Genomic DNA, 1642 nt, shown 5'->3' on the forward strand with positions numbered 1-1642 from the left:
CTCAGCTTAATGTGCGGTGCCATCGCCTTAATCACAAAGATATTCATCCCCATCGGCGGCGTAATCAAACCAAGCTCCACCGTCAATACCGCAATGATGCCAAACCAGACCGGATCAAACCCTAACGCTAGAATGATTGGATATACCACAGGTATTGTGATTACCAGCATCGCTAAGGCATCCATGAACAGCCCTAATAGGAAGTACATGAACAGAATACAGATCAAGACAATCATTGGACTGACCGCCAACCCACCGATCCAAGATGCTAAGGTATAAGACAAGCGTGAGACTGAGATAAAATACCCCAATGCCTCTGCACCCAGTAGCATAAAGAACACCACTGCAGAGAGTGCTAGTGTCTCAATCAATGACTGCTTAAGACCATCTAAGCGCATGCCTTTAGCAAAGGCATAAGCCCAAGAGACAAATGCCCCTACTGCGGCGCCTTCTGTTGGGGTGAATAACCCAAAGAAGATACCGGCAATAATCACAATAAAGATAAAGCTAAATGGTATCAGACCAGTTAATGACAGTAGCTTGGCTTTCCACGTGGTTTTCTCACCACGTTTTGCTAAGTGCGGTTTCCAGCGTACCATTACCATAACGGTAAGTGAGTACATCACCATACCGAGCATACCCGGTAAGAAACCAGCGATGAACATGTCACCTACTGACTGCTGGGTTAAGATGGCATAGACCAGTAAAGCAATACTGGGCGGAATCATAATACCAAGCGTACCGCCAGCGGCTAAGATACCGCAGGCAAAGCCTGGCTGATAGCCGTACTTCTCCATTTGCGGTAAGGCCACTTTGGTCATGGTAGAGGCAGTGGCGAGCGATGAGCCTGAGATAGAGGCAAAGATACCGGATGAACCAATACCAGCAATACCAAGACTCCCCCGTACTCCGCCAAATATGGTTCGGGTGGCTTCAAAGAGTTTACCTGCCATACCGGAGTGAGTGGCAAACACGCCCATTAGAATAAATAAGGGAATGGCACTAAAGTCATACTTTGCTAAGACATCGACTGGAATGTCTTTGAGCATTTGCAGCGCACCACTAGGCGCGGTGACCGCACCAAAACCGACTAAGCCCACCCCTAACATGGCAAGTGCGACGGGTACGCGTAGGACGACAAGCAGGATCATGACAACTAAGCCAATCGCACCGATAATTTCTGGACTCATGCGCCTGTCTCCTCGGCGTCAAAGAATTCGCCTGTCTTAAAGATGTTGATGGATTCGATCAATGAGCGAATGGCCAGTAGAATGCTTAAGAATGCACTAACCATATAGATAGGCATCATAGATATTCGAAGATCTTGGGTGACTTTGCCATACTCTAAGGCGTCAATGGCGCTCTCGTAGAGTCCCCATGAGAAGACGATGCCGATGACAAAGAAGCCCATCATAAAGATACCCATAAGGTAGCCTTTGATAGACTGTGGCATTTTCTGGGTGAAGACGTCGACGATGATTTGTGAGCGTTCGACAAACGCGGCAAAGGCAGCAAGTAATGCAAATAGCATAAAGTAGGAGACGATCTCTACACTGCCTTTGACGGTAAAGCCAAACTCACCGCCGGTGAGTTTGAATATGTAGCGTGCGACGACGTCGAGCATGGTGGTTAGGACGATGAT

The 1642-nt window shown here is 47.9% G+C and carries 2 protein-coding genes; both read right to left on the bottom strand.

Translation table 11 applies throughout. From position 1 onward, the window contains the following. Nucleotides 1-1190 (bottom strand): TRAP transporter large permease (locus ACHEVO_RS13405; RefSeq protein ID WP_394125236.1); only part of this gene is annotated, 1190 nt, incomplete at its 3' end. Next, a partial coding sequence (locus ACHEVO_RS13410) for a TRAP transporter small permease (RefSeq protein WP_394125237.1) occupies nucleotides 1187-1642 on the bottom strand: 456 nt, incomplete at its 5' end. The genes ACHEVO_RS13410 and ACHEVO_RS13405, both read right to left, overlap by 4 nt.

The sequence above is a fragment of the Psychrobacter nivimaris genome, from assembly GCF_043419765.1.
In the GTDB taxonomy this organism is placed as follows: Bacteria; Pseudomonadota; Gammaproteobacteria; order Pseudomonadales; family Moraxellaceae; genus Psychrobacter.